The sequence below is a fragment of the Pseudomonas mendocina genome, from assembly GCA_037482215.1.
GTDB lineage: Bacteria > Pseudomonadota > Gammaproteobacteria > Pseudomonadales > Pseudomonadaceae > Aquipseudomonas > Aquipseudomonas mendocina_E.
This window is the reverse complement of record CP148074.1, coordinates 1,417,004-1,442,412: the sequence shown is the minus strand read 5'-3', so window position 1 is coordinate 1,442,412 and position 25,409 is coordinate 1,417,004. Positions and strand designations below refer to the sequence as shown.

General features: G+C 55.5%; 23 protein-coding genes. 6 read left to right on the top strand and 17 right to left on the bottom strand.

What is annotated here, in order from left to right:
* Nucleotides 1-49 precede the first annotated feature (49 nt).
* A complete protein-coding gene (locus WG219_06530) occupies nucleotides 50-688 on the top strand; it encodes a TetR/AcrR family transcriptional regulator (protein ID WXL27105.1) in 639 nt (212 codons plus the stop codon).
* Here the strand turns inward: WG219_06530 and WG219_06525 are convergent.
* Nucleotides 685-1,461, bottom strand: a complete 777-nt coding sequence (locus tag WG219_06525; protein WXL27104.1) for a class I SAM-dependent methyltransferase — start codon at nucleotides 1,459-1,461, stop codon at nucleotides 685-687. The two genes, WG219_06530 and WG219_06525, sit on opposite strands and share 4 nt — an antisense overlap.
* Before the next feature lie 294 nt (nucleotides 1,462-1,755).
* On the opposite strand from WG219_06525, the gene WG219_06520 reads away from it, so the two are divergent.
* Complete coding sequence (locus WG219_06520; protein ID WXL27103.1) at nucleotides 1,756-2,316, top strand: hypothetical protein; 561 nt, start codon at nucleotides 1,756-1,758, stop codon at nucleotides 2,314-2,316.
* Between the two features lie 4 nt (nucleotides 2,317-2,320).
* Here WG219_06520 and WG219_06515 read toward each other — a convergent pair whose 3' ends face one another.
* The 11 genes from WG219_06515 to prfB all read right to left on the bottom strand — a co-directional run bounded on the left by WG219_06515 (nucleotide 2,321) and on the right by prfB (nucleotide 12,344).
* Nucleotides 2,321-3,184, bottom strand: coding sequence for a DUF72 domain-containing protein (locus tag WG219_06515; protein ID WXL27102.1), 864 nt, complete (start codon nucleotides 3,182-3,184; stop codon nucleotides 2,321-2,323).
* A 47-nt stretch (nucleotides 3,185-3,231) separates the two neighbouring features.
* Nucleotides 3,232-3,573, bottom strand: a complete 342-nt coding sequence (locus WG219_06510) for a hypothetical protein (GenBank protein ID WXL27101.1) — start codon at nucleotides 3,571-3,573, stop codon at nucleotides 3,232-3,234.
* Nucleotides 3,574-3,672: 99 nt separating this feature from the next.
* Nucleotides 3,673-4,353 (bottom strand): tRNA (adenosine(37)-N6)-threonylcarbamoyltransferase complex dimerization subunit type 1 TsaB, encoded by a 681-nt coding sequence (tsaB, locus tag WG219_06505; protein ID WXL27100.1) that lies wholly within the window; start codon nucleotides 4,351-4,353, stop codon nucleotides 3,673-3,675.
* A gap of 147 nt (nucleotides 4,354-4,500) precedes the next feature.
* Entirely contained in the window at nucleotides 4,501-5,148 is a 648-nt protein-coding gene (gene adk / locus WG219_06500) for an adenylate kinase (GenBank protein ID WXL27099.1), read from the bottom strand.
* A gap of 583 nt (nucleotides 5,149-5,731) precedes the next feature.
* Nucleotides 5,732-6,028: a hypothetical protein gene (locus tag WG219_06495; protein ID WXL27098.1), complete on the bottom strand. Its 297-nt coding sequence runs from the start codon at nucleotides 6,026-6,028 to the stop codon at nucleotides 5,732-5,734.
* Nucleotides 6,029-6,106: 78 nt separating this feature from the next.
* A complete protein-coding gene (locus tag WG219_06490; protein ID WXL27097.1) occupies nucleotides 6,107-6,853 on the bottom strand; it encodes a TIGR00266 family protein in 747 nt (248 codons plus the stop codon).
* A gap of 69 nt (nucleotides 6,854-6,922) precedes the next feature.
* On the bottom strand, nucleotides 6,923-8,218 hold the full coding sequence (locus WG219_06485; protein WXL27096.1) for a flavohemoglobin expression-modulating QEGLA motif protein: 1,296 nt from the start codon (nucleotides 8,216-8,218) through the stop codon (nucleotides 6,923-6,925).
* Between the two features lie 17 nt (nucleotides 8,219-8,235).
* Complete coding sequence (locus WG219_06480; GenBank protein ID WXL27095.1) at nucleotides 8,236-8,787, bottom strand: hypothetical protein; 552 nt, start codon at nucleotides 8,785-8,787, stop codon at nucleotides 8,236-8,238.
* 28 nt (nucleotides 8,788-8,815) lie between these two features.
* Nucleotides 8,816-9,526 (bottom strand): TetR family transcriptional regulator, encoded by a 711-nt coding sequence (locus tag WG219_06475; GenBank protein WXL27094.1) that lies wholly within the window; start codon nucleotides 9,524-9,526, stop codon nucleotides 8,816-8,818.
* 117 nt (nucleotides 9,527-9,643) lie between these two features.
* Nucleotides 9,644-11,158, bottom strand: a complete 1,515-nt coding sequence (gene lysS / locus WG219_06470) for a lysine--tRNA ligase (protein WXL27093.1) — start codon at nucleotides 11,156-11,158, stop codon at nucleotides 9,644-9,646.
* Between the two features lie 90 nt (nucleotides 11,159-11,248).
* Nucleotides 11,249-12,344 (bottom strand): peptide chain release factor 2 gene (prfB, locus tag WG219_06465; protein WXL27092.1). Its coding sequence is split into 2 segments (ribosomal slippage): nucleotides 11,249-12,271 and nucleotides 12,273-12,344, totalling 1,095 coding nucleotides; the frame shifts between segments, so codons are not numbered across the junction.
* A gap of 162 nt (nucleotides 12,345-12,506) precedes the next feature.
* On the opposite strand from prfB, the gene WG219_06460 reads away from it, so the two are divergent.
* On the top strand, nucleotides 12,507-14,144 hold the full coding sequence (locus WG219_06460; protein WXL27091.1) for a GGDEF domain-containing protein: 1,638 nt from the start codon (nucleotides 12,507-12,509) through the stop codon (nucleotides 14,142-14,144).
* 41 nt (nucleotides 14,145-14,185) lie between these two features.
* Here WG219_06460 and WG219_06455 read toward each other — a convergent pair whose 3' ends face one another.
* From WG219_06455 to WG219_06445, 3 genes are all read right to left on the bottom strand, one after another.
* On the bottom strand, nucleotides 14,186-14,932 hold the full coding sequence (locus WG219_06455) for a tellurite resistance TerB family protein (GenBank protein ID WXL27090.1): 747 nt from the start codon (nucleotides 14,930-14,932) through the stop codon (nucleotides 14,186-14,188).
* A 132-nt stretch (nucleotides 14,933-15,064) separates the two neighbouring features.
* Entirely contained in the window at nucleotides 15,065-16,777 is a 1,713-nt protein-coding gene (recJ, locus tag WG219_06450; GenBank protein ID WXL27089.1) for a single-stranded-DNA-specific exonuclease RecJ, read from the bottom strand.
* Nucleotides 16,778-16,861: 84 nt separating this feature from the next.
* Nucleotides 16,862-17,401 (bottom strand): YaeQ family protein, encoded by a 540-nt coding sequence (locus WG219_06445; protein WXL27088.1) that lies wholly within the window; start codon nucleotides 17,399-17,401, stop codon nucleotides 16,862-16,864.
* A gap of 274 nt (nucleotides 17,402-17,675) precedes the next feature.
* On the opposite strand from WG219_06445, the gene WG219_06440 reads away from it, so the two are divergent.
* The 3 genes from WG219_06440 (at nucleotide 17,676) to WG219_06430 (ending at nucleotide 22,525) form a co-directional block, all read left to right on the top strand.
* Nucleotides 17,676-20,564 carry a discoidin domain-containing protein gene (locus WG219_06440; protein WXL27087.1) on the top strand — a complete coding sequence of 963 codons (2,889 nt, stop codon included), beginning with the start codon at nucleotides 17,676-17,678 and terminating at the stop codon, nucleotides 20,562-20,564.
* 135 nt (nucleotides 20,565-20,699) lie between these two features.
* The gene (locus WG219_06435; GenBank protein ID WXL27086.1) at nucleotides 20,700-21,899 is read left to right on the top strand and encodes a CaiB/BaiF CoA-transferase family protein; all 1,200 of its coding nucleotides are present in this window, start codon (nucleotides 20,700-20,702) and stop codon (nucleotides 21,897-21,899) included.
* Nucleotides 21,899-22,525: a 2'-5' RNA ligase family protein gene (locus WG219_06430; GenBank protein WXL27085.1), complete on the top strand. Its 627-nt coding sequence runs from the start codon at nucleotides 21,899-21,901 to the stop codon at nucleotides 22,523-22,525. Before WG219_06435 ends, WG219_06430 begins: the two co-directional genes overlap by 1 nt.
* Before the next feature lie 61 nt (nucleotides 22,526-22,586).
* On the opposite strand, the gene thrC is transcribed toward WG219_06430, so the two are convergent.
* Nucleotides 22,587-23,996 (bottom strand): threonine synthase, encoded by a 1,410-nt coding sequence (gene thrC, locus WG219_06425; protein WXL27084.1) that lies wholly within the window; start codon nucleotides 23,994-23,996, stop codon nucleotides 22,587-22,589.
* 63 nt (nucleotides 23,997-24,059) lie between these two features.
* Nucleotides 24,060-25,364, bottom strand: coding sequence for a homoserine dehydrogenase (locus WG219_06420; GenBank protein ID WXL27083.1), 1,305 nt, complete (start codon nucleotides 25,362-25,364; stop codon nucleotides 24,060-24,062).
* Nucleotides 25,365-25,409 lie beyond the last annotated feature (45 nt).

Genomic DNA, 25,409 nt, shown 5'->3' with positions numbered 1-25,409 from the left:
GAGTATAGTAAAAATAGCAAACTCACTAGTCCAGTATTAATAGAAGCCGATGCCCGATAATTTTTCGCCCGCCAGCGGTCCAGGCCGTCCTAAAGACCTGGCTAAACGCAAAGCTATTCTTGATGCCGCCAAAAACCTGTTCCTGATTAAGGGCTACGATGGCAGCAGCATGGATGCAATTGCAGCTGAAGCGGGCGTGTCCAAACTGACCGTTTACAGCCACTTTTCCGATAAAGAGACGCTGTTTGCGGCCGCTATTAAGGCGCAGTGCACAGCCCAGCTACCTGAAAAGCTGTTTGAACTGGATGACAGCGCACCACTTGAACAGGTGTTACTGGAAATTGGTCACAGCTTCTACGCCCTGATCAACAGCCGTGAATCGCTCGCGCTACACCGCGTGATGATGAGCATGGCAGCTCAGAACTCCAAACTGCCTAAACTGTTTTACGACGCAGGCCCACAACGACTGCAGGTTGGGATGGAGGACTTACTGAGGCGCGCCGATCAGAGCGGCAAATTGAGTGTGCCCAATCCTCGCACGGCTGCTGACCAGTTTTTCTGCTTGGTAAAGGGCGGTTGCAACTTCCGCCTTCTGATTGGCTTGGATCATGACGCACCAAGCGAAGAAGACGCCCGCCAAAACGTTGAGGACGCTGTCGGGGTCTTCCTGCGGGCCTTTAGACCCTAAGCCAGTTTTTTCTTGGGATAGATATCGTAGCGGCTGGATTTGCCTTCTAACGCATAGCTTGGCTTGGCGCCCTCAATAATGGGTGCCTTGCGCGGACGCTTGACTACAACACGGTGCGTAGCCAGTGCCAGTGCGGCCTCCAGCAGAGCTGGGGCATCCATATCATCCCCCACAAACGGGCGGAAAAGACGCATTTCCTTCTTAACCAACGCACTCTTGTCGCGATGCGGGAACATCGGATCGAGGTAAATGACCTGGGGCGGCTCCCCCTCCCAGCACTGCATCAGTTCAATTGCGTTGCCTTTGCGCAACTGCATATTGGCAACAATCGCTGAGACTTCTGGGCTTTTCGCTGCACGCGACAAACCATCCTCCAGCAACGCTGCGATCAGCGGCTGACGCTCAATCAGGGTCATTGAGCAGCCCAAACTAGCCAGGACAAACGCATCGCGACCGAGCCCGGCAGTGGCATCAAGCACATAGGGCCGTACTCCGGGTTGGATTCCCACAGCCTTGGCGATCATCTGACCACTACCACCACCATACAGACGCCTGTGCGCAGCGGCTCCCTCTACAAAGTCCACCCGCACCGGGCCTGGAGCTTGCGGCCCCAAGTCGACCAGTTGCAGGCCATCAGCACCCAGCTGCATGGCGTAGTCGCTATCGCCCCCCATTGGCAAATCTAAACGTGCCGCCCATTCAGCAGCTTCTGCACTCAGATTGGGTAGCAACGCCTGCATCGAGATTAGTGCCATTGGCCGTTCGTCACTCATCAACAATTATGCTCAAAAAATACTCAACTCACCGTACAGTTGGCCGATAAACCGTAAAGGTCACATTTTGCCAGAGCCTGACCGGGTAGGTTGAATATGTTTGATGCACTCTCTAAACCCCGTAGCGTCACCTCGCCTAACGGCTCGTCCCTGAATGATTCGCTCCAGGACGTAAAAAATTCATCTCTGGACTACCAGATACTTCGTCGTACCTTAAATATCGAGGAGGATGCCCCGCAAAAGGTAGCTTCCGAAGTCCAGACTGCTATACCAGCGGGTGAGGATCCTCGCCCAGTGGCTACGCTACAAAATATTGTCAGCCAGCGTGAACTTGAGCTGAACCTCAACGTAAATACCCAACCTCAACTGACCGACCCACTCACGCTGGACATTGCAGGTAATGGTTTCAGAACCAGCGGGCTTGAGCGCTCTGTTGCATTCGATCTGGATGGTGATGGCAAGCGCGACCAGATCAGCGTACCGGTCGGTGATGATGCCATGCTCGCTCTGGATCGTAACGGCAACGGCCGCATCGATGATGGCCGCGAACTGTTTGGCGATCAAAATGGCGCCGCCAATGGCTTTGCCGAGTTGAGCAAATACGACGACAACCACGATGGCCGCATCGATGCGCTGGATGCCATCTTTGAGCGTCTGAGCCTCCTGAGTTTCGATGGCCAGGGCCGACAGCAAGTGCAATCACTTGCGCAGGCTGGAGTAGGCGCGATTCACCTGCATGCCAGGGAGTTGAACGTCGCACTTGGGGCGTATGACAAGATTGCCCAACTTGGCAGCTTCGAATTTACCGACGGACGTAGCGGGCAAGCGGCAGACTTACTGCTGGCCCAGCGCTAAACGCTCAGAGCAACCCCAATTGCTCGCTAGTACTGTCGCCCGGCATAGCAGGTAAGTCCTCCAGGCCGGGCAGGTGCTGCATCAATTGCCGATGAAAACGCACCGCAAGCTCTGGCGCACGTCGGTTATCCGAAGTGTGCAGAAACACGTAAGGCGTTCGCCCTTCTTCAATCCAAGCCGCCACTTTACCTAGCCAAGGCGCCATAAACGGGTCGTTGTCGGCGATCTCAGGATGACCAATAAAGCGCACTTGTGGTGCCCGACTGAACGCCGTAGGCCGCAGCGGCAAACGGGGCTTTTTCGATTGCGCATGCAGCACGGCCGGGGCTCGCGATGTACAGCTGAATAACGCCCGGGAATCCAGACAGATACGTTCAACGCCGCGTCCGTGCAACAGGCGGTTCAGGCTGCGCTCTTCATCGCCTTTAGTGAAAAATGCAGGATGACGCACTTCTACAGCCAGCTCATCACCCTGCCAAGCATCGAGAAACCCAGCCAGCTCCGGTAAACGCTGAGGACTGAAACCTGCCGACAGCTGCAACCAAAACGGTGCGACACGCGCACCTAAGGGTTGCAGGAGTTTGCGAAACGTCATCGCCGCCTCAACCTGATCACGCAAGTCGCCACCATGGCTGATCTCACGGGGTAACTTGGCACAGAAGCGCAGATGCTCGGGCATGCGCTCGGCCCAACGCGCAACGGTATCCACAGAGGGCTGCGCATAGAACGTGGTGTTGCCCTCCACAGCGTTAAATATCCGGGCGTAATGCCCAAGATAGTCCGCGCTGGGGCCACTGTCCGGATACAGCAACCCACGCCAAGCCGGCTCGTTCCAAGACGGGCAACCGAGGTAATAAGGTAACTTCAAGGGCAAGTGCTCACATAGAGGCAGCAGGGCCTAACAGAGGACGCCAATCAGGCGTAGAGATCAAGCCCCATGATCTCGTGAGCGTCGAGGTCACTCGCAAAACTGGCGGTTGTGGTGTAGCTGGCCAGTGCCTGAGCAGCGCGATTATTCAACTGAGGCTGATACAGGTTATCGGTCTGACGGGCCGAAAGAACCTCTACATTACTGTTGGTCGCATCAACTTTTCGCGGCTGGGCAACTTTTTCCAAGCCCTGAGTGATTGCCGGGCTTGCCGGTTGCTCACGACGAGCCTCAACCTCTCGCTGTGCCTCACGGAAAGGCGTGACCGCAGAACCCGGACGGGCACTGCGCTCTGGCGAGTAGGAAGAGATAAAACTGTCGATACGCATTAAATAAGGCTCAATACCCAAACAACTAATTTGAGACGTTAGCTCTGCAAATGTAGCGACTCAATGCAGCAATGGCAATGTTTGAGCACGCACCATCGGTCAGAGCGGGGCCTTAGGAGTAGCCACTTGGTCGCGCAGGTACACTGGCTGCGCCTCGTCAGCGCTTACAGCCTCTCCTCGCTGCCAGGCAAATCGGGCCAACGCCAGCAGATCCTCAGCATGGGGCAGCATCCCCGCGTCACGACCCACGGTGGCCACTGCAATACGCTCAGCGTACGCGCCCCACCCAGTACCCGCAGCAAACCACTCACCGCCCGCATCTCGGGGCAATGACGCTAGCTCAGGCGGCAGCACAGCCTCTACGCCCTGCAAACGCATTTCACCTTGGTCCGCACGGTAGCATCCCCAATACACCTCATCCATGCGCGCATCAATCGCAGCAACGACTTGTGCCGCACCATGCTCACGCAGGCTACGCTGAGCCAGTACAGCCAAATTGGACACCGGCAGTACAGGACGATCCAGCGCAAAGGCAAGCCCCTGCACCACTCCGACTGCAATGCGCACGCCAGTAAAAGCACCTGGACCGCGGCCAAAGGCTATGCCATCCAACGCCGACATTGCGACGCCAGCATCGGCCAGCAACTGTTTGATCATCGGCAGCAGGCGTTGCGCGTGCAAACGCGGGATGACTTCGTAATGGCTGAGAACATTGCCTTCATGCAGCAAGGCTACAGAACAGGCTTCGGTGGCAGTATCAAGGGCCAGCAAAGTAGTCATTTGAGTTGGGCAGGTCGCAGAAATGGGGGGGCATTAAAACGGTTTAGCACTGTTTTTACCAGCTTTGCCGTTCGTGGATGCACATTATCGCCCCGGCTAAAACGACAACGGCCCGCCAAAGCGAGCCGTTTTCATCTGCACAGGTGCTTAGCTCAGCGCTTGGAAGACCTTAGCAGTGATCTCATCAACCGAGCCTACGCCAGCGATTGAGCTGTACTTCGGAGTACCTTCAGCGGCAGCCAGCTTCTGGTAGAAATCAACCAGTGGCTTGGTCTGAGAATGGTAAACCGACAGACGATGACGAACGGTTTCTTCTTTGTCGTCTTCACGCTGGATCAGGTCTTCACCTGTTTCGTCGTCCTTGCCTTCCACCTTCGGCGGATTGTGCTCAGTGTGATACACGCGACCAGAGGCCGGATGTACGCGACGGCCAGCAATACGACCAACGATTTCTTCGTCGTCTACTGCGATCTCAACCACGTGATCAATGGTCACGCCAGCTTCTTTCAGGGCTTCAGCCTGAGGAATGGTGCGAGGGAAACCATCGAACAGGAAACCATTGGCGCAATCCGGTTGAGCAATACGCTCCTTAACCAGATTGATGATCAGGTCATCGGAAACCAGACCACCGCTCTCCATAACGCTCTTGGCAATCAGACCCAGCTCGGTGCCGGCTTTGACTGCTGCGCGCAGCATGTCGCCAGTGGAGATTTGCGGGATCGCAAACTTCTTGGTGATGAATCCAGCTTGAGTACCTTTGCCGGCACCGGGCGCCCCCAGCAGAATCACGCGCATCGATGTGCTCCTCAATAATGTGTATAGAAGATCGTCGGACTCGCCTCTTGGGGCCAATCTCAGAATGGGCTCAGGCAGCAGCGATCAGTAGACCGAAGCGCCGAAAGGCCGATCAAGATACACAGCACACCCATAGCGCACAAGCCACCCAAAGTAGGATATGACTTCCCCCGTATTGTCTCAGATGAACGGGGCAAACTCGCGCCAGAATGAACCTAGGCGGAGACTCAGCCCTTGCATGAGAGGCACCTCGCAGGCTGATTGCCAACTGTCTTAGAGGTCAGTTTTGATGACTAGTAATGCCCGGAGCAAAGCGCTTCAAGCCTGATTTTCGAGCATGTGGGACGCCAACATGCCAATCATCGACCCAATATCACCACTCGATGACGGCGCGTGAGTGGGAGCTGATAGCGGCTCAAGAGCCACCCCGCAACAAGGCAATACGCCACCACTTCAACAAGCTAAGTTTAAGGCCGGAGCTGCGACAATCGGACGCGCAAAAAAACGCCATAAATCTGATCAAAAAATGACCAAAGGCAATCTTTCCACATCAATACGAGAGTAAGCAGCCCGTCCCACTTATTTAATTACAGCGTACGGCCTGCTTGCGGTCATCCACCAGCACGCCACTCAAACCCTTGTTTTCGGTGTCGAACAGTACCAATACGTTATCTATGCACTGAGCGACTTGGCGGGCAGGCTTGAGGGACACCTTGTAATCCTCGCCAGGCACGGTCTTGAGCATGGTGAAATCGGCCAGCAGTAATGCGTCTTCGGGCTTAGCAATGTGCAGATAGCCGTAATAACCCAACACTGCAATCGTGGCACAGATACTGCCAACGGCCGTTAGGATCAAAGGAATGGGATTCAACTCGCTCATAACAATTACTCGAAGGTGAAATCAGCGGCGCAGCTTGCGACAAATGCACGCGCTTGCAAAGTTAAAAGAAGTCGCAGGTCATTTCCCACCGGCACGGACTTCGCCTTGTGGTTTGGCTGTAGCCACAGCAATACGCTGGGCCAGACGGGAAAACGGCAGGCTCTGAATCCATACAGTACCGGTACCTTTAAGGGTCGCCATGATGATCCCCTCGCCGCCAAAGAGCATGCTTTTAAGCCCCCCAGACAATGCGATGTCGTAATCAATGCCGGAGGTAAAGGCCACCAGACAACCGGTATCAAGACGCAGCGTCTCGTTTTTCAATTCCTTACGGATTACCGCCCCACCGGCGTGCACAAAGGCCAGACCGTCCCCTTCCAGCTTTTGCAGGATAAAGCCTTCACCGCCAAAGAACCCCGCTCCAATTCGCTTGCTGAAACTAATGCCTACTTGTGTGCCATAAGCAGCACATAAGAAAGCATCTTTTTGACAGATCAACTGGCCACCCACTTCGTTCAAGTCAACCGGCACAACTGTACCCGGATAAGGTGCAGCAAACGCTACGTGAGCCTTGGCATTGCCCTCATTGGTGAAGTGGGTCATGAACAATGACTCCCCGGTGAGCATGCGCTTGCCCGCACTCCATAACTTGCCGAGCACGCCGCTGCTGGAACCATCACCGAGCCGCGTTTCGAAACGCACCCCCTCCGTCATGTAGTTCATCGCACCGGCTTCGGCGATGACCGTTTCTCCTGGATCAAGCCCAATTTCAACGCCTTGGGCTGAACTCCCCTGAATTACATAGTCGAGTTGGTGGCTACTCATTGATGATGCTCCGCGGTGTTATAGCAAAGCCCTGGCGCTGATTAGATCAGCGCCAGGCTCGATGGAGGATTAAAGGATATTGGCGTAATCCGCCTCGATCCGATCAAGACTGAGGTTGTTCAGGAAGTTGGAGAAGCACATCCACGCGGACAGCGAATTGAGGTCGCTGAACTGGGGTGGCAGGTACTTAGGTGGCACCACCAGCCCCTCATCGACCAATTGGCGCAGTGTGCGCATGTCTTCGAGGGTGGTCTTGCCGCAAAACAGCAATGGGATCTGCTCCAGCTTGCCTTTACGCACCGCAAGCTGAATGTAGTTGTAGATCATGATGAAGCCTTTCAGGTATGACAGGTCCTTGGTGAAAGGCAACCCAGTGCTGCTGGAGCCGCGAAAAACACGGCTGGCATTGCTATAGCTCTGTTCAAGGCTAAAGCCCTGCTCCAGATAAAACTCTGCCACTTGCAGGAAATCCGCCCCTTCTTCGGCCATATGAATAGCACGGGTACGGTTAGTCAGTTTGCGCAGACGAGATGGATAGGAGGCAAAAGCAATCACCTCCATCAAAATGGCCAATCCCTCTTGCGTCACAGTGGATGAAGGTGGCCCTTTAGCTAGGAATGTACAGATAGGCTGGTTCTGGCCATTGAGCGTGGTCGCCACGTGCACCAGCCCCTCATGGACTTCTAGCGCTTTTACGTCACGCTCGTTGAACATAGCGTCACTGCGAACCTTGATGTAGTCCGCGCCAGCCGCTGCGTCGGCAATGATGCCATCGGACTCGAAAACACGGATGGTGTCTTCATTTTCTCCGAACACCTTGTTCAGACGGCTCTGCAAGATATCAACGGCGTCCTTGGCAGTAAGGTTCTTCGCCTCGTCCTTAAGGTCCCCGCGCTTGTCGATGTTGTTCAGAAAGCCAGAGAACATCAGCCCCAAATCGGCAAGTGTCGGATCCCCGGCATGAAAGGCATCAGAAGCCGCACCATAGAGGTCCTGACTGATCAAACCGAAGTCATCAGTCCCCCGTGCCTCCAGCATGCGAATGACCATGCGGTATTCGCGACACATACGACGCATGATCTGCCCGACCGGGCTGAACTGGCCGAGCTGGCGGGTAATGTCCCGCTCAATGTTCTGAAACTCGAGCTTCTTAGCGGCCGCATCAAAGGCCAATGGCCGACCGAGGTAATAATCTCGATCAACAGCTGGCAGCTTTTTGCCTTTGTGCTTGATGAACTCTTGGCGGATGCTGTCATCCCACTTTACGGCATCCAGCACCCTGATCGGGTTTTGTGCTTCAACAATTCGGTCAGACAACGCCCGTACGGTCAGCTGGTATTCATCCAGCCCGTCACGACTATTCATGCGTACCCCATAACCCGCTAATCACCTGCGCGCTGATAGCGTGCGACCTCTATGAATACATCCGCATTGGCCGGTTCGTCGAGAAATGAAAAGACGTCAGTCAGTGGGCTAGTCATCAAGGCGCCATTGGCCTCTGCGATATCAACATTTTGCCCTTGCAGAACGCCTTGGTTGATTTCCTGACGGATACGATCAACGTCGAGATTGTATAGGACCAGCTCATTGTTGGCAGTCAGCTCGAAACCAGCAATGGCGAAGTTGGCGCCCATATCTTTAGGCAAACCTGCTGATATGTACCAGCGCCTGCCATGATGAGCAACAGTGAAGCCATACTCTTCACCACCGCCGCTTTCGGCCTGATCGGCATCGTAGACTCGGGCGCGGTAAACATTGGCCCCGGCCCGGGTAACCTCAATGAACACCTGTTCACCCCACTCGTTCTTGCGACTCCACTCCCCCAACAAGGGTATTGGAGCAGGTTCATTAGCTGGAATGGGATCCTTAAGGGTCACCAAACAGCCTCCGAGTAACGTACAGCACACGACAAGCAGCGCGCGCCAGGTGTTCATCGGGTTCTCCTTATAAAGGGTTAGTACCTCACAACCCAAGCACTAGGTACATATAGCGCTTGAGCGTAGCCAGCATTTCTTCAGTATCCAGTTTTTCAACACCATCGAGTAGGCCCATGTATTCCATGCGCAGGATGATGGCAGTCATCAGCTTAGCGTCCTGCTCAACCTCATTTGAGCCAAGCACTTCGAAAAATCGCGTCACTCCATTGAGTATGAGCTTACGGTGAGCATGTGCAACCTCATACAGGCGCGGGTTAATCAGCGCTTCCTGCATGAATGCCTGCTCGGCAAGCAGCAGTTGGCGATGGTTAACCAATTGATCTTTAACGTATTCAACAGAAACCCTGGCGACCTCATCGGCAAGGCGCTTGCGCGACTCAGGCGTGCCGTCCAACTGGTCAACCATTTGTTGTAACAAATCCTCGGTACCCGCCCAGAATTGCTCGAGGTGTGCAGCGCTGCGCTCGACAAACTGATTGAAAGTATCGGTGATTAGATCATTGATATCTTTGAAGTAGTAGGTGGTCGCTGATAGCGGTACCTCTGCTTCAGCGGCTACGGCCCGGTGCCGAACAGCCCGGACGCCATCACGCACGATAATGCGCATAGCGGCATCAAGAATGTTTTGTCGGCGTTGCTCACTGCCGCGGCGACTTGCCTTGCGCCCCAGATAGTGAACGCTATCCGAAACAGCGCTTGCTACTACGGTATTACTTGCATAAGCGGTATTGGACATCTCAATGACCTTCCATTGTCGGTGGTACTTGCGGCTGATTAAGTACTTAGTCAGCTAATAGCTGAAAAATTCCCAATCCCTGAAAGAAAAAACCGCCCGAAGGCGGTTTTTTTCAAATCACCCTTGGTGCCGCATATGTGGGAACAGAATGACATCACGGATTGATGGCGAATTGGTTAATAACATGACCAAACGGTCAATTCCAATGCCCTCACCGGCAGTCGGCGGCATGCCGTACTCTAGTGCACGTACGAAGTCAGCGTCGTAGTGCATCGCCTCATCATCCCCGGCATCCTTGTCGGCAACCTGCTGCATAAAGCGCTCGGCTTGATCTTCAGCGTCGTTAAGCTCGGAGTAAGCGTTGGCAATCTCACGACCACCGATGAACAACTCAAAACGGTCGGTAACGCTCGGATCGTCATCACTGCGGCGAGCCAGCGGCGATACTTCGAACGGATAACGGGTGATGAAATGCGGCTGTTCCAGCTTGTGCTCGACCAGCTCTTCGAAAATCATCACCTGCAACTTGCCTAGACCTTCGTGACCCAACACTTTGGCACCGGCTTTTTTGGCAATCTCACGGGCCTTATCGATGTTTTGCAGATCGTCGGCCGTGATGTCCGGGTTGTACTTGAGGATCGAGTCAAAAACCGACAGACGGACAAACGGCTCACCGAAATGGAAAACCTTGTCGCCGTACGGCACGTCAGTAGTCCCCAGCACACTTAGAGCCAACTCGCGGAACAACTCTTCGGTTAGGTCCATGTTGTCCTGGTAGTCCGCATACGCTTGGTAGAACTCAAGCATGGTGAACTCAGGGTTGTGACGGGTCGAAACGCCTTCGTTACGGAAGTTACGGTTGATTTCGAACACCTTCTCAAATCCGCCAACGACCAGTCGCTTGAGGTAAAGCTCTGGTGCGATACGCAGGAACATCTGCATGTCCAATGCATTGTGGTGAGTCTCGAATGGTTTCGCCGAGGCGCCGCCCGGGATGGACTGCAGCATCGGAGTTTCCACTTCGAGGAAGCCGCGCTCGTTGAGGAAACGACGGATGTGAGCGATGACCTGGGAACGCACACGGAAGGTGTCGCGGACCTCTTCGTTAACAATCAAGTCGACGTAACGCTGGCGGTAGCGCTGTTCGGTGTCGGTCAAGCCGTGGTGTTTGTCCGGCAGTGGGCGCAGGGATTTGGTCAGCAAGCGCACGTTACTCATGTCGACATACAAGTCGCCCTTGCCGGAACGAGCCAGGGTGCCCTCGGCAGCGATGATGTCGCCCAGGTCAAAATGCTTGACCGCATCCAGCTGTTCTGCGGACAGCGTCTTACGGTTCACATACACCTGCAAACGGCCGGAAGTGTCCTGAATAACAATGAACGCACCACGGTTAAGCATGATACGGCCAGCAACCTTGACCGGAATGGCTGCGACTTCCAGCTCTTCCTTGGTCTTGCCTTCGTACTGCTTCTGCAGATCGGCGCACAGGCTGTCACGACGAAAATCGTTGGGGAAGGCGTTGCCCTGCTCACGGACGGCGGCGAGCTTTTCTTTACGCTGGGCAATCAGCTTGTTTTCTTCGTGTTGCCGCTCTTCATGAGAAAGGGACTGCTGGTCGTTTTGGTCGCTCATGGTCGTTCAAGTGTCCTGTAAATCGTTGGTTGGGCATTAAGCCCGGCAGGTTCGCGGCAGCTCAGGCTGCCGCTTGCCGTCTGGTGGCGGTTACAGCCCCTGTTTCAGGCTCGCCACGAGGTAATCATCAAGGTCGCCGTCCAGCACCTTGTCGCAGTCACTGCGCTCTACGCCCGTGCGCAGGTCTTTGATGCGCGAGGCGTCGAGTACGTAGGAGCGAATCTGGTGTCCCCAGCCGATATCGGACTTACTGTCCTCAAGTGCTTGGGAGGCGGCGTTACGCTTTTGCATCTCAAGCTCATACAACTTGGCCCGCAGCATTTTCATGGCGGTGTCCTTGTTGGCGTGCTGGGAGCGCTCGTTCTGGCAGCTGACCACGGTATTGGTCGGGACGTGTGTAATACGCACCGCAGAGTCTGTGGTGTTTACGTGCTGTCCACCGGCACCGGAGGAACGATAAGTATCAATACGCAGATCAGAGGGGTTGATCTCGATTTCGATGTTGTCATCGATCTCAGGCGAGACGAACACTGCAGTAAACGAGGTGTGACGGCGGTTGCCAGAGTCGAACGGGCTCTTACGCACCAAGCGGTGCACACCGATCTCTGTACGCAGCCAGCCAAAGGCATACTCACCCTTGATGTGCACTGTAGCGCCCTTAATGCCCGCCACTTCACCCTCGGAGAGTTCCATGATGGTAGCGTCGAAACCACGCTTATCAGCCCAACGCAGGTACATGCGCAGGAGCATGTTGGCCCAGTCCTGAGCCTCAGTACCGCCGGAGCCGGCCTGGATATCCAGGTACGCGTTGTTTTCGTCCATCTCGCCACTGAACATACGGCGGAACTCGAGATTCTCGAGAATTTCACGCAAGCGGTCGATTTCAGTAACGATGTCGTTAACGGCACCCTCATCGTTCTCTTCAACGGCCATGTCGAGCAGATCGCGGGAATCTGCCAAGCTGCCGGTGAGGTCATCGATGGTTTCAACGATCAGTGCCAACTGGGCACGCTCGCGCCCCAGGTTCTGGGCGTATTCAGGGTTGTTCCAGACGTTGGGGTCTTCGAGTTCGCGGTTTACTTCAACTAGACGATCATTCTTATGATCGTAGTCAAAGATACCCCCGAATGGTCTGGGTGCGCTCGGACAGGTCCTTGATGCTATTAAGGATCGGGTTGATTTCCATGGCTGGCAGCACTCGCTGGTCAAACTTTCGAAAAGCCGATGATTATACCGGCAAAACCCACTACCCTGCAGTAGGAATCGACCGACAACCGAGCACAAACGTCCACCTGCCGTTCTATAATGGCCACAGACTATTGCCATTGTTTATAAGAGTTGTCGTGCCATGTTCCGTTCGCACAGTCTGCGTACCCGCTTTGCCCTCATCATTGCGTTACTGGTCGTCAGCTTGAGCTGGTTACTCGGTTCCATCATTGAACAGGATGCGAGCAAACGCATTGAGCAACGGGTGGGGCAAAACCTGGCAGAAGTCGCAAATACCATGGTTGAGCGCCTGGACATCGACATGCAAGTGCGCGCTTCCATGCTCAGCGTCATCAGCAATCTTGAAGTGCTCAAACGGCCTGACGATATCGCCCAGGTACGCACTCTTCTGGATCAGCTCAAAGAGAACTTCCCCAGAATTGCCTGGATCGGCTTTACCAATGCGCAAGGGTTGGTCTTGGCCTCCAGCAATCGTGTGCTTGAGGGTGTCAGTATTGCCCAACGCCCGGTTTATCTGGAGGCACTGAACGGCGTATTCATCGGTGACGTCCATGAGGCGGTTCTGCTGGCCAAACTGCTGCCTAACCCCACGGGTGAGGCCATGAAGTTTGTTGACATCAGCATGCCGGTACATGACAAAGATGGACAATTTATAGGTGTTCTCGCCGCCCATCTGTCCTGGGCATGGGCCAACGAAGTGCGCCTTGCCATCCTTGAGCCCATTCAAAAAACGCGCAATGTTGAATTTTTCATTCTTAGCAAGGATGGAACGGTACTGCTGGGGCCACAGGAGATGATCGGCCAACCACTGGTTTTATCGGGCATGCAATCCACCCCAATCTCCCAACCGCAATGGTTTACTCAGAAGTGGCCAGATGGTCAGGAGTACCTGACAGGAGTGGCGTCCAGCAAGGGCTACAGAAACTTTGAAGGTTTGGGCTGGACAGTGATCGCCCGCCAGCCACTCAATCAGGCCTATGACCCCGCCCGTGAGATGACTCGCAACATTTGGCTTTGGGGCGGCCTGCTGGCGGTGCTATTTGCGCTACTGGGTTGGTTCCTGGCCGGGTATTTCACCCGCCCACTGCGCCGTATTGCAAAAGCAGCAGACCGTTTAAGCGCTGGCAAGGTCAGCGTGATTCCAGACCTCAAGGGAACCAGCGAGATTGTGACGCTGAGTCAGTCCATTCGCCACTTGGTCGAAAGCCTACGCCTGCAGCAAACCGCCTTAGGCGCCATGCAGGATCTGGCTCATCACGATGCACTGACAGGCTTACCAAACCGCATTGCCTTGGAAGGTTATCTGGCCAAAGCCCAGCAACTGTGCATGACTGGCCAAAGCAGTCTGGTCGTTTTTTATATGGACTTGGATGGTTTCAAACCGGTTAACGATCAATACGGTCACGCAGCGGGCGACGAATTACTTAAAGAGGTTGCTGTACGCCTGCGGGGCTGCCTGCGCGAAGGCGATCTGGTCGCACGCCAGGGAGGGGACGAGTTCCTGATGGTGATTCAGGTACCTGCCAGCACCGCCCTGGAGCAAGCTCACATGGTGGCCGAGCGAGCTTTACAGGCACTGCGTCTACCAATCGATCTTGAAGAGCAGACGGTACAAATAGGGTGCAGCATTGGTGCCGCTATTTGGCCGGTGGACAGCCAGCAGCTAGATGACACACTCGAACTGGCCGATCAGGCACTTTACCGAGCTAAAAAAGCGGGGAGAAACTGCGTCGTCTTCCATTGCGAGCAGCCTGCTTAAGCAACTGGCGACCCTTGTTGCTGGTCGCCAGCCCTAAACAATCAGCCTGCGACCAGCTCCTGGCGCACCTGTGCCTCTAGCTCACTTTTAAGCGCTGGATCGAGCTTGAGTTGACGCGCCAGTTCATCCAAATAGGCGCGCTCCATAAAGTGCTCTTCATCTACCATCAGGACGCTAGCCACATACATTTCTGCAGCAATTTCTGGCGTGCGCGCGGCGCGGGCGATCTCTGCGGGGTCAAGCGGTTTGTTTAATTCGGTTTGAAGCCAGTGCTGTAATTCTGCGTCGCCGGTCAGACGACTGAATTCCCCTTCGATCAGTTGGCGTTCACGAGCATCAACATGCCCATCTGCCTTGGCAGCACCGACCAACGCCCGAAGAATGGCCTGGCTGTGTTCCTCAACTTGGGGTGCGGCAATGCGGTCAACCGTTTGCAGGTCAATGGGTTGAGCTACAGACTGCTTTGCCTGCCAGTTGCTGTACGCCTTATACGCCACGACACCCAACGCAGCGAGACCACCATAGGTCAGCGCCTTACCACCAACTTTGCGGGCGCTCTTGTTGCCCAGCAGCATACCCAATGCACCCGCTGCAAGCGCACCACCGCCCGCCCCTTTCAGCACGGAGCCCAAATCGCTTTTGCCGGAGTTGCCGAGCACACTGCCCAATGCGCCACCTAGCCCACCGGCCAATCCACCGCTCAGGCCACCTGATCCACCAGCCCCTTTCTTTTGCAGCAGGTCTTGGCCAGATTTCAATAACTGATCAAGCAATCCACGAGTATTCATCACACGTTCTCTCTATGAGTCTCTACGTACACTAGAGCCATTGTAGTCACTCAAGTTTCTTGACTTAGATGACAGTGTGATTCTAAAAATTGCAGGCCCTCGCAATTGCTTCTAAGCGAAGTTTTCCAACGGTTAACGAGGACTGATGTGAGCAATCATCAGTTGTACGGTCTCTTGACCACGAAACTCGTTCACATCCAGTTTGTAGGCCAGCTCTACCCAGCGCACATTGGGGTTCGGCCAGACATCACGATCTACGCCGAAGGCAATGCCATCCAGCTGTAGGCTTCCACATTCCGTCTTAAGCACCACCTTAAGGTGGCGCTCACCGACAATGCGCTGCTGCACCAGCTGGAACACACCATGAAACAAAGGTTCTGGAAAATGCTGTCCCCAAGGCCCGGCGTTGCGCAATTCTTTGGCTAAGGGCAAATGGAATTCGTTAATGGACAGCGTGCCGTCAGAAAGCAAGCGACCAGTCAGGTCATCCTCTGTCAGCTGTCGGCGAACCTCTGCATCGAAGGCGACTGCAAAAGCGCCAAAATGCGAGGCTGGCAGGGACAGGCCAGCCGCCATCGCATGGCCGCCAAATTTGCTAATCAGTTGGGGGTGCCGCGCCGCAACTGCATCCAGCGCATCACGGATATGGAAGCCCGGCACCGAGCGGGCCGATCCTTTCAGCTCACCATTACCGGCATCGGCAAAGGCGATAGTTGGCCGGTGATACCGCTCACGCATGCGTGATGCCAAAATCCCGATCACTCCCTGGTGCCAATCCGCCTCGAACAGACATAGCCCAAACGGCATGTCATCCAACGGCAAGTCTTTAAGTTGGGCCAATGCTTCGCGCTGCATGCCCTGCTCAATGGCCTTACGGTCCTGGTTGAGTTGATCCAGCTGCACGGCCATATCACGGGCCAAATCCGGGTCTTCGCAAAGTAAGCACTCGATACCCAGCGCCATGTCATCCAGACGCCCCGCAGCGTTCAAGCGGGGGCCAAGAATAAATCCCAGGTCTGTAGAAGTAATACGGCGATGGTCACGGCCTGCGACTTCGAGAATCGCTCGCAAGCCCGGGCGTGCCCGCCCAGCTCGAATTCGCGCCAAGCCCTGATGCACAAAAATGCGGTTGTTGGCATCCAGCGGTACAACATCTGCCACACTGCCGAGAGCGACCAAATCCAGAAGCTCACCCAAATTGGGCTCAGCTCGGCCGTTATTGAACCAGCCCGTCGTACGCAAACGTGCACGCAAAGCTAGGAGCACATAAAACATTACCCCGACACCGGCCAGTGACTTACTGGGGAAGCTGCATCCAGGCTGGTTGGGGTTTACGATGGCATCTGCCGCAGGCAACTCCGGCCCCGGCAAATGGTGGTCGGTAACCAGTACAGTCAGGCCCGCTGCCTTAGCTGCGGCCACACCTTCTACGCTGGAAATACCGTTATCCACCGTGATCAGTAGATCAGGCTGGCGCTCCAGAGCGACTGCAACAATCTCAGGGGTAAGGCCATAACCGTATTCAAATCGGTTGGGCACCAGATAATCCACATGGGCAGCACCTAACATGCGCAGCCCCAGTACCCCCACCGTACTGGCGGTTGCACCATCGGCGTCAAAGTCACCAACGATCAACATCCGCTGCCCCTGCTCCAAGGCATGCACCAGCAGATCAACAGCAGCATCGATACCTTTGAGTTGCTGATAGGGGATCAGCCGCGCCAAGCCTTTATCCAACTCATCGACAGACTTCACCCCACGGGCGGCATACAGACGGGTAAGGAGTGGAGGCAATGGCCCCAGATCGGGCAATTCGGCAGGCAGAGGGCGGTGTTCGATACGCATGGGCATTCCGGAGGGAGCAAAACAGATTGGTACAAGCGCCCAGCTCGTAGCCGGGCCCTGCACTCAAGTGACGTTACAACAGCATCAGCGTTCGCCGATCAGCCATTCCAGCGGCAACTCATGCTGACCGCGCTCGTCAGTGATAAACATCTCACCATCACTGATCATTACGCTCCAGCTCAGGGAACGCGGCATATCCTCAGCAATTGCAGCCAACGCTTCCTGTCCCAATGCAACCACATTGATGTTCTTCAGGCTACGCACGGGGTCCAGCTCCTTGGTTTGCCAGACACGCAGATTGCCGTAAGCCACCAGGCTGAACTTCTCAGTGCGGCGGGAGCACCAGGTCATGCGCTCGCTGTCTGGCTGCCCGACCTCAATCCAGTGCAGCACGCGATCGTCCAGGCTCTTCTCCCACAATGCGGGCTCATCCACATCGGACAGACCACGGCCGAACGCCAACTGCTCGTGATAGAACAGCGCATAGGCCACCAAGCGCGCTGCCAGCCGCTCCTCAGTTTCAGAAGGATGACGGGCAACAGTGAATCGCAGGTTTTCATAAACGTTGCGATCCATGTCGGTCAGGTTCAATTCGATTTTGTAGGTGGTAGACGGCAGGGCCATGGACAGGGCTTCTTGGTAGTTCAGATAAGGGGAGCAAGTTTACCGCGAAATACCACACAGGTGCCGGATGGCATCGCCAATGGCTGAACAGGCGACCAATCATTGCACTCGAGCGGCCTTCATAGGACAGATACTAAAAGCGCCGCAGTCGATATACACAGCCTCCTCCCCTACCTAAGATGCCCGCGCCGGCACCTTCCAACCCAATACCCAGCAGCCTTTCACTTGTCGATTGCGATCGGCAGGCCTGCGGCTGCCTGCAACAGGAATTGCTATGCACCGTTTTAAAAAGAGCGCCCTAGCACGCGCCACCCACCTTCATCGCACCGGGCTCGCCGCAGCACTTTTGCTGCCTCTGTGCACTGACCTGCACGCCCACACCGCGCCAGCACCTCAGCCTGTAGCCCACGAGCAAAGTGCCTTGAGCGGTCACTTTCTCAACCTTAAAGCGCTTAACCCCAAAGCGCGTAACGCCGGTGAGATTGCCACCGACCAACTGCGCCAACAGACGGGCCTTAATATCCACAGTATTGAACCAGCCCAAGAAGAGAGCTTCGGTGATCTGAAAGTGATGGTTGGTAAGACCATGGCCCGCACCCGCGCGGGACAAGCAGAGGATGACTTCATCATTGCCAGTCGTCCTGATGGCAGCTTCGTTGCACTGATACCTCAGGCCAACGCCATTATCCGCGGCGAGAAAGGTGGCCAGCAGACCCTACTGCGCCATGACGGCGTCCCCCTCAGCGAACACAGTGAAGACTCTATCGAAGGCCTCACCTCGCCCGCCCCCCTGCAACAGGAATCCAGCACAGGCCTGCGCAGCCTGCAGCTTGAGCGTAATGCCAGCGGAGATATTGTCATCGATTTGCTGGCAGGCTTTTCCAAGAAATCTGCGCAATACATTGGCGATCCTGAGGCATATGCATTAGGCCAGGTCATCTCAATCAACCGGGCCATCCTGCAATCCCAAATTAGAGGCGTTCGTGTGCGTCTGGTAGGCGTTCAAGTCGTTGCCGAAGACACAGCAATCACCACCCCTGCACTTGCGCAGGTCAAAGAACGTTTCGCCGAAGGCATCAAACAATACAGCCCTGATATCGTGGCCAGCTTTGTGCGCGGCGTATCAGGCGAAGACACAGCAGCAGGCTGGGGTTACGTAAATGGAGTCTACACCCTTAACCAGATCAGCGGACCGACCGTGTTCCGTCATGAGATTGCACACAACATTGGCGGTAACCATTGCTCGGACGGCTCAAGCTATCGCTTTGGCCACAATAACGGCAGGGTTAAAACAATTCTTTGCGGTAATCAGATCCCGTACTACTCCAACCCGGACCTAACAGACTCGCAAGGCGTAGCCATTGGTAATGCGCAGACTGCAAACATGGCCCGTGTATGGCGAGAGAATGCAGCAAAAATGTCCGCCTATGCACCTGCTGTGGTGCCCATGAACGGCGAGCAACCGACCAGACTTGTAGCTGAAGCACTGAGTCTTGCCAAAAACGAGATACGTTATTTCCCGCTGGACATACCCGTTGGCACTCAGCGCCTGCTCTTCACTGCAGTGCCGGGAGAAGGCTATGAATCGCAAAAGAATGTTCAATTTCACCTGAAGAAAGATCAGCCACCGACCAGTACTGACTACGACTACGTTTCCCACAACAGCCGAATCGCTTCACTATCAGTCAATAATCCAGCAGCCGGCCGCTGGTATCTCTCACTACAGGCCGAGAAAGACACCCGAGCCGAAAACCTTATCGTCGAGGCTTATGCCTTCGCGCAGAAAGAAGAAACCGCAAAGGCCCGCTACATTCGCTTTGTTGCCAACTCATCCATTGATGGCACACCAACCGCCAGCATTGCTGAACTGCATCTGGCCGACGCCCGAGGAAAATCACTGCCACGTAACTGGCAGATTCACTCCGCCACCAGCGCAGCAGCCAATTTCCCCGTTGGCAATATTCTCGACGGCAATACCAAGTCCTACTGGAGTACAGCACCTGAAGCCAAGTATCCGCATCAACTGATCATTGACCTGGGCCAGGAGTCGCAGTTTTCCCAACTGCACTACCTGCCACGCCAAGATCAGGGCCAAAACGGCAACATCAAGGCTTATCAGGTTTTCACCGGAAACTCGGCAGAAGGCCCGTGGACACTGGCCGCAGAAGGCGAATTCAATGCCAGTAACGAGGTTAAGTCGACAGCAGTTAAACCTGCGGAAAACGCCCCGTCACCTGTAGCCGTAATCGAAGGCAGTACAGCCGCAAACGCAGGCCAAAAAGTGCAACTGGACGCCTCAAAATCCAGTGACCCCAAGGGCTATGCCCTGGATTATGCTTGGCAAGTTACACCCAAATTGGACTTCGAGACTGATGGACCGCTCCTAAGCTTCGTTGCCCCCAAAGTCGCCGCCGACACTCACTACCACTTCACCTTGCACCTGAACAACGGCAAGAAGATCAGCACCGCGAGCCATCACGTTTTGGTCAAAGCGACCGCAACAGCCGCCACTTGCAGCCCTCAGTGGGATACTAAAAAGGCCTATTCGCAGAACGACAAAGTTCAGCATAAAGGCCGCCAATACATGGCGCGCTGGTGGACTCAGGGCCAAGAGCCGGGCAACCCGGCTTATACCGGGGCTGATGGCAGCGGCAAAGCCTGGAAAGACCTAGGCCCATGCAGCAGTACAAGCAGCGGCAGCAATACAGCCACTCCGGTGCCAACAATGAAAATATCCGGTACCACACTGGCCAAATCAGGCGAGCAGGTAACCCTCAGTGCCCCGGCCGATAAATCCCTAAGCTATCGCTGGAGTGTGTCACCAACCTTGAACTTCAAGGCCAGCAGCGAGCAGCTGAGCTTCACCGCGCCAACGGTGACGCAAGACACCAGCTACCGCTTCAAGCTCGAAGTCAGTAACGGCCAACAGACCGTAGTCCAAGAGCACAGCGTGAAGATTCAAGCCCAGCCGGGAACCCCGAGCAGCACTTGCCAAAGCCCGTGGAGTGCCAGTGCCTCATACCTGGCAGGCAATAAAGTCAGCCACAAGGGAAACGTCTACAGCGCTCGCTGGTGGACCCAGGGTAACGAGCCGGGCAACCCGGCATTCACTGGCGACGAAAGCAGCGGCAAGGTTTGGCGTAACGAGGGAGCCTGTAAATAACCCCCTACACGCCTATAACTGCTGCACGTATTCACGGGCGCCATCCTGCGCCCGTTTTTTCGCCTACATGCATTTCCGTCAGCAGGCTCTTGGGCAGTGGCATAATGATTAAAAGCCACTTTCACCGGAGTCATGATGGCAACGCTTAACAAACCACTCGCCGGCCTTAAAGTGATTGAGCTGGGCACCTTGATCGCCGGGCCGTTTGCCTCGCGCATCTGTGCCGAATTCGGCGCCGAAGTGATCAAGGTCGAGTCCCCAGATGGCGGTGACCCACTGCGCAAGTGGCGCAAAATCTATGAGGGGACGTCGCTTTGGTGGTTCGTTCAGGCGCGTAATAAGCAATCCCTCACGCTTAATCTCAAACATGAATCCGGCCGGGAAATTTTGAAAAAGCTGCTCGCAGAAGCAGACATCCTGATCGAAAACTTCCGCCCCGGCGTACTGGAAAAACTCGGCTTAGGCTGGGACGTGCTCCATGAACTGAACCCGAATCTGATCATGGTTCGCCTTTCAGGTTTTGGTCAGACAGGCCCAATGAAGGATCAGCCTGGCTTCGGCGCTGTTGGTGAGTCCATGGGGGGCTTGCGTTACATCACCGGTTTCGAGGATCGCCCACCTGTGCGCACCGGTATTTCTATCGGTGATTCCATCGCCTCACTCTGGGGTGTAATTGGTGCACTGATGGCGCTCAGGCAGCGTGAAGTCAACGGCGGTAAAGGCCAAGTGGTGGATGTGGCGCTCTACGAAGCCATTTTCGCCATGATGGAATCCATGGTCCCGGAGTTCGACGTGATGGGTTTCATCCGCGAACGCACCGGCAACATCATGCCCGGCATCACCCCCTCCTCCATCCACACCAGTGCCGACGGCAAGCATGTGCAGATCGGCGCCAATGGTGATGCCATCTTTAAGCGTTTTATGCTGGCCATTGACCGCCGCGACTTGGCAGAGGCACCTGACCTAGCCAGTAACGACGGTCGCGACAAACGTCGCGACGAGCTTTACGGCGTGATTGATCGCTGGGTCAACAGCCTGCCACTGGAACACGTTATGACCACGCTACAACAAGCTGAGGTTCCAGCCAGTCGCATCTACAGCGTTGAAGACATGTTCAGTGACCCGCAATTTCTAGCGCGGGACATGCTGCTGTCGAGCAAGCTGCCGGACGGCAAGCCCTTCAAGATGCCAGGTATCGTGCCCAAGCTCAGTGATACGCCAGGTGAAGTTGAGTGGATCGGACCTGAGTTAGGTGAGCACAACAACAGCATCCTCAGCCAACTGGGTTACAGCCCGGAGCAGATCAGCCAGTTGAAAAACAGCGGCGCAATCTGATGCCGCACAACTGGCAGCACACCCTTGCCTGCGAACTGCGGGATTACCCTGAGTGGCATAAGGGGCGCAGGCGCTATGCTGCCTGGGTCATCCGAATTGACGCGCAAGACGTGCTTGCCCGCATGCAACAGGCGCGGGCAATTCTTGGCGACTGGCTGCATCCAAACGGCCAGCGCCAGGCCCACATCACGCTGTTCGTCTGCGGTTTTATGGCCGACAAACAGCTGCATGATGACGACTTCACACACCATCAGCTAAACGCACAACGCAGTGTGCTGAACCAGCTTCAGCACACTGCATTCGACCTGGAAATCGGCGGTGCTGATAGCTTCAGCAGTGCCGCCTATTTGCGCATCACGGATCCCGGCCGACACCTGCAAGCCATAAGAGACTCGCTGGATAATCTGAGTGATGAAATCCGCCAGACGGATTACATTCCCCACCTGACCCTAGGCCTGTACCGCAAAAGCCTGCCACGGCAACACGTTATCGAGCGCTTACAGCAGATACCTGAAACGCCGCTGCGCGTGACAGTGCGGGACATACACTTCGCCACCTACGAAGCCCAAGAACAACACGGCCCTCTGCACTACGAACATGCAGTGGCGTTGCAGACTTCCTGCTAAAAATCGCAGACACAAAAAAGGCCGGTCCCTTGCGGCAACCGGCCTTTATTTTTAACGCGGCTTAGAGCGGCTTACCACGATTGCCGTGCTGAGCAACAAAACTCTGAACTGCTTTCAGGTCGTTCGCCAATACCGTGCAACGCTCTTCACGCTGGAACAGGTCAGTCAGGTGCGCAGGCAGTGCAGGCGCTTGGCCAACACCGGCCTTCTCCACCGCTTCCGGGAACTTAACCGGATGCGCAGTACCCAGCGTCACCATCGGTGTAGCCATGCTACGGCGGCATTCACGGGCAGCGCGTACGCCAATGGCGGTATGCGGATCAAGCAGCTCACCACACTCTTTGTAGACCTGAGCAATGGTCTCACAAGTCTGCTCATCGTTGACGGCAAGGGAATCGAACAGCTTGCGCGCTTCTGTCCAACGGTCTTGTTCAACGCTGAAGCCGCCGCCTTGCTTGAAGGTGTTCATCAGATCAGCGATAGCAGCACCGTTGCGACCGTGCAGGTCGAACAGCAGACGCTCGAAGTTGGACGAAACCATGATGTCCATCGACGGCGACAGCGTCGGGTGCAGGGTTTCCTTCACATACTGATTACCGCTCATGAAGCGGTGCAGGATGTCGTTGCGGTTGGTGGCAACGATCAGCTGGCTGATCGGCAAGCCCATGTTGCGCGCCAGGTAACCGGCGAAGATGTCACCGAAGTTACCGGTAGGCACCGAGAACGCGATGGAACGCGCTGGGCCACCCAGTTGCAGCGCAGCGTGGAAGTAGTAAACGATCTGGGCCATGATCCGCGCCCAGTTGATCGAGTTCACTGCCACCAGACGCGTGCCCTTCAGGAAGCCTTGGTCAGCAAAGCTGGCCTTGACCATTTCCTGGCAATCATCGAAGTTGCCTTCAATGGCGATGTTGTGGATGTTGTCACCCAGAATCGTGGTCATCTGGCGGCGCTGCACCTCAGACACACGGTTGTGCGGGTGCATGATGAAAATGTCGACGTTCTCGCACGCCTTGCAGCCTTCAATCGCCGCCGAGCCGGTATCACCGGAAGTAGCCCCCATGATCACCACGCGCTCGTTGCGCTTGGCCAGCACGTAATCCAGCAGACGGCCGAGCAGTTGCAGGGCAAAGTCTTTGAACGCCAGAGTCGGGCCGTGGAACAACTCCAGTACCCACTCATTGCCATTCAACTGACGCAGCGGCGCCACAGCGTTGTGAGCAAATACTGCGTAGGTTTCTTCGAGGATTTTCTTGAAGTCAGCGTCCGGGATGCTGCCCTCAACAAACGGACGCATCACACGGAAAGCCAGCTCGTGGTACGGCAGGCCAGCCCAGGAAGCGATCTCTTCCTGAGTAAAGCGCGGCAGATTTTCCGGCACATACAGGCCGCCATCGCTGGCCAGACCAGCCAGCAGCACGTCTTCAAAGTTCAGGGCCGGGGCCTGACCACGGGTACTGATATAACGCATAGAAGCAAACCTTTGATTCGAAACTTTAAACCGCAGGTGTTAATACCTGCGGCTATCGGGTAATTAACCGAGCTGCTCTACGCGGATGCGCACAACACTGCCCACAACGTCATCCAGCGCCTCAAGGGCACCGATGGCTTCATTGATCTGCGCTTCCACTACGCGGTGAGTAACCAGAATCATCGGCACCAGGCCGTCTTGTTCCTCAACTTCTTTCTGCATGATCGACTCGATGTTGATGCCACGAGCCGACATGATGCTTGCCACCTGAGCCAGTACGCCCGGACGGTCCTTGGCATGAATACGCAGATAGTACGCGCTTTCGCAGGCTTCGATTGGCAGGATCGGATGATCAGACAGTGCATCGGGCTGGAAGGCCAGGTGCGGGACGCGATTGGTCGGGTCGGAAGTCATCACCCGCACCACATCCACCAGATCAGCCACAACCGCCGATGCAGTGGGCTCCATACCGGCACCAGCGCCGTAGAACAGTGTGCTGCCTGCTGCATCACCATTAACCATCACGGCATTCATCACACCGTTTACATTGGCGATCAGACGGTCAGCCGGGATCAGCGTCGGGTGAACACGCAGCTCGATACCTGCCTCGGTGCGGCGCGCCACGCCAAGGTGCTTGATGCGATAGCCCAGCGCTTCTGCATAATTAACATCAGCAGTGGTCAGCTTAGTGATGCCTTCGGTGTAAGCCTTTTCAAACTGCAGCGGAATACCAAACGCAATAGAAGCCAGGATGGTCAGCTTGTGTGCGGCATCGATGCCTTCAACGTCAAACGTCGGATCTGCTTCGGCATAACCCAGCGCCTGAGCTTCAGCCAGCACGTCGTCAAAGGTGCGGCCCTTCTCACGCATTTCACTGAGGATAAAGTTGCCCGTACCGTTGATAATGCCAGCCAGCCAATTGATGCGGTTGGCAGCCAGACCTTCACGGATCGCCTTGATCACGGGTATGCCACCGGCAACAGCGGCCTCAAAGGCTACGATCACACCCTTTTCGCGAGCTAAAGCGAAGATCTCATTGCCATGCACAGCAATCAGGGCCTTGTTGGCAGTCACGACATGCTTGCCATTTTCGATGGCTTTGATAACCAGATCTTTGGCGATGGTGTAACCACCAATCAATTCGACAACAATCTCGACGTCGGGGTTGTTAACCACCTCGAACACGTCTTGGGTTGTTGCCGTGCCGGTAATATCGCACTGAGGGTTTTGAGAGCGCATAGCAATATGCACCACTTCAATACCGCGCCCTGCACGGCGAGCAATTTCCTCGGCGTTGCGTTTGAGCACATTAAAGGTACCGCCACCGACGGTGCCTAACCCACAGATGCCTACTTTGACCGGTTTCACACTGAACTCCCCATCCGCACTGCATAAAACGGCCGGAGCAAGCTC

What these genes read in the sequence shown, in the direction of transcription:
- WG219_06530 (WXL27105.1), top strand. Translation starts at nt 50, where the DNA reads ATGCCCGATAATTTTTCGCCCGCCAGCGGTCCAGGCCGTCCTAAAGAC.
- WG219_06525 (WXL27104.1), bottom strand. Translation starts at nt 1,461, where the DNA reads ATGAGTGACGAACGGCCAATGGCACTAATCTCGATGCAGGCGTTGCTA.
- WG219_06510 (WXL27101.1), bottom strand. Translation starts at nt 3,573, where the DNA reads ATGCGTATCGACAGTTTTATCTCTTCCTACTCGCCAGAGCGCAGTGCC.
- tsaB (WXL27100.1), bottom strand. Translation starts at nt 4,353, where the DNA reads ATGACTACTTTGCTGGCCCTTGATACTGCCACCGAAGCCTGTTCTGTA.
- adk (WXL27099.1), bottom strand. Translation starts at nt 5,148, where the DNA reads ATGCGCGTGATTCTGCTGGGGGCGCCCGGTGCCGGCAAAGGTACTCAA.
- WG219_06495 (WXL27098.1), bottom strand. Translation starts at nt 6,028, where the DNA reads ATGAGCGAGTTGAATCCCATTCCTTTGATCCTAACGGCCGTTGGCAGT.
- WG219_06490 (WXL27097.1), bottom strand. Translation starts at nt 6,853, where the DNA reads ATGAGTAGCCACCAACTCGACTATGTAATTCAGGGGAGTTCAGCCCAA.
- WG219_06485 (WXL27096.1), bottom strand. Translation starts at nt 8,218, where the DNA reads ATGAATAGTCGTGACGGGCTGGATGAATACCAGCTGACCGTACGGGCG.
- WG219_06480 (WXL27095.1), bottom strand. Translation starts at nt 8,787, where the DNA reads ATGAACACCTGGCGCGCGCTGCTTGTCGTGTGCTGTACGTTACTCGGA.
- WG219_06475 (WXL27094.1), bottom strand. Translation starts at nt 9,526, where the DNA reads ATGTCCAATACCGCTTATGCAAGTAATACCGTAGTAGCAAGCGCTGTT.
- lysS (WXL27093.1), bottom strand. Translation starts at nt 11,158, where the DNA reads ATGAGCGACCAAAACGACCAGCAGTCCCTTTCTCATGAAGAGCGGCAA.
- WG219_06460 (WXL27091.1), top strand. Translation starts at nt 12,507, where the DNA reads ATGTTCCGTTCGCACAGTCTGCGTACCCGCTTTGCCCTCATCATTGCG.
- WG219_06455 (WXL27090.1), bottom strand. Translation starts at nt 14,932, where the DNA reads ATGAATACTCGTGGATTGCTTGATCAGTTATTGAAATCTGGCCAAGAC.
- recJ (WXL27089.1), bottom strand. Translation starts at nt 16,777, where the DNA reads ATGCGTATCGAACACCGCCCTCTGCCTGCCGAATTGCCCGATCTGGGG.
- WG219_06445 (WXL27088.1), bottom strand. Translation starts at nt 17,401, where the DNA reads ATGGCCCTGCCGTCTACCACCTACAAAATCGAATTGAACCTGACCGAC.
- WG219_06440 (WXL27087.1), top strand. Translation starts at nt 17,676, where the DNA reads ATGCACCGTTTTAAAAAGAGCGCCCTAGCACGCGCCACCCACCTTCAT.
- WG219_06435 (WXL27086.1), top strand. Translation starts at nt 20,700, where the DNA reads ATGGCAACGCTTAACAAACCACTCGCCGGCCTTAAAGTGATTGAGCTG.
- WG219_06430 (WXL27085.1), top strand. Translation starts at nt 21,899, where the DNA reads ATGCCGCACAACTGGCAGCACACCCTTGCCTGCGAACTGCGGGATTAC.
- thrC (WXL27084.1), bottom strand. Translation starts at nt 23,996, where the DNA reads ATGCGTTATATCAGTACCCGTGGTCAGGCCCCGGCCCTGAACTTTGAA.